1 protein-coding gene and 1 pseudogene are annotated in these 1,595 nt (G+C 42.3%); both read left to right on the top strand.

The window, feature by feature from the left end:
* The first annotated feature begins 28 nt into the window (after positions 1–28).
* Positions 29–856: a DUF2797 domain-containing protein gene (locus A3738_RS14875; protein WP_231876486.1), complete on the top strand. Its 828-nt coding sequence runs from the start codon at positions 29–31 to the stop codon at positions 854–856.
* 36 nt (positions 857–892) lie between these two features.
* A pseudogene (gene pepN, locus A3738_RS14870) lies at positions 893–1,595 on the top strand (aminopeptidase N); the annotation flags it as partial.

The raw sequence follows: 1,595 nt of genomic DNA, 5'->3' as shown, positions 1-1,595 counted from the left end.
AGAATTAATAAAAATATAAGAGGTTATTTTGGAATTATTAGCGCGTGGTCGTTTGCAGAAAATGGCAGTCGATCATCAGACGCCAATCGCTTATCAACTTCATGTAGGTGATTCGGCCTTAAATATGTCTGAGTATCTGGGTAAGCCAATGAAGTTTGTATTTGAACAAGAGATTCGTTGTTCAAATTGCCAGAGAGTCACAAAGAAAAGTTTTAATCAAGGCTTTTGCTATCCGTGTTTTCAAAAGCTTGCGAGCTGCGATAAATGCATCATGAGTCCTGAATTGTGTCATTACGAAGAAGGGACGTGTCGCGAGCCAAGATGGGGTGAAATGCATTGTTTGCAACCGCATGTCGTATATTTGGCTAACTCGAGTGGTCTAAAAGTAGGTATAACGCGAGGCACACAAGTTCCCACGCGCTGGATCGATCAAGGCGCAATTCAAGCATTGCCTATCGCGCAGGTTTCTAGCCGTAAGCTTTCTGGTTTAATTGAAAATAAGCTAAGAGAGTGGGTAGGGGATAGGACTAATTGGCGCAAAATGCTTAAGCATGATGTAGAGGTAATGGATCTCGCTGCAGAGCGTGAACGTTTGTTTGCAGAGGTTGGCGACTACCTGTCTGAGCTGAAGCAAGACTATCCAGATGAGCACATAGAATGGCTTATAAGCGGCAATGAATATTCATTTGAATACCCTCATTTGGCTTGGCCTGAAAAAGCGAAAACATACAATTTGGATAAGACGCCAGAGATTGAAGACACATTGATGGCAATAAAAGGGCAGTATCTAATTTTCGAACAAGCTTGTTTAAATATTCGAAAATATGGCTCGTATGAAGTTTCAATTTATGCCTAAGCAATTATGCATAGCGAGGGCTCTAGGAATACAAAGATGAAAGACGCAGCAGCAAACATCACATATCTAAAAGACTATCAAAAACCGAACTTCCTCGTAGAGAGTATTTCTTTGAGCTTTAAGCTATTCGAGGACGGCGCTGAAGTAACGAATCTTATGCACGTTGTTAAAGATTTGGATTCCGAGTCGACAGAGTTGGCGTTGGACGGCGAAGAATTAGAATTGCGCTCGGTCAGTATTGATGGAGCTCTATTAAATAGTGATCGTTACTTGGTGACAGAGTCCGGTCTAAGCATCTCAGATATGCCGGCAGACTGTCAGTTAGAAATCGTGACGTGGATTAAGCCTCAAGAGAACAAGCGATTAGAAGGACTCTACAAGTCATCGACAATGTTCTGTACCCAATGTGAAGCCGAGGGTTTTCGACGCATTACTTACTATCTCGACCGTCCTGATGTCTTAACGATCTTTACGACAAGAATCGAGGCAGATAAATCCTTGTATCCAAATTTGCTATCGAATGGCAATTTGATTGAATCAGGCGAATTGGATGGAGGACGTCATTTTGCGGTTTGGAATGACCCCTTCCCGAAGCCGTGTTATTTGTTTGCACTCGTAGCGGGTAATTTGCATTGTCAAAAAGATACCTTCACGACAATGAGTGGTCGAGAGGTGCGTCTCGAAATTTTTGTCGAACACAAAAACTCAACTAAGTGTGATTATGCCCTTGATGCTTTGA

The sequence above is a fragment of the Oleiphilus sp. HI0066 genome (genome assembly GCF_001635725.1).
This window is presented reverse-complemented; position numbering and strand designations above follow the sequence as displayed.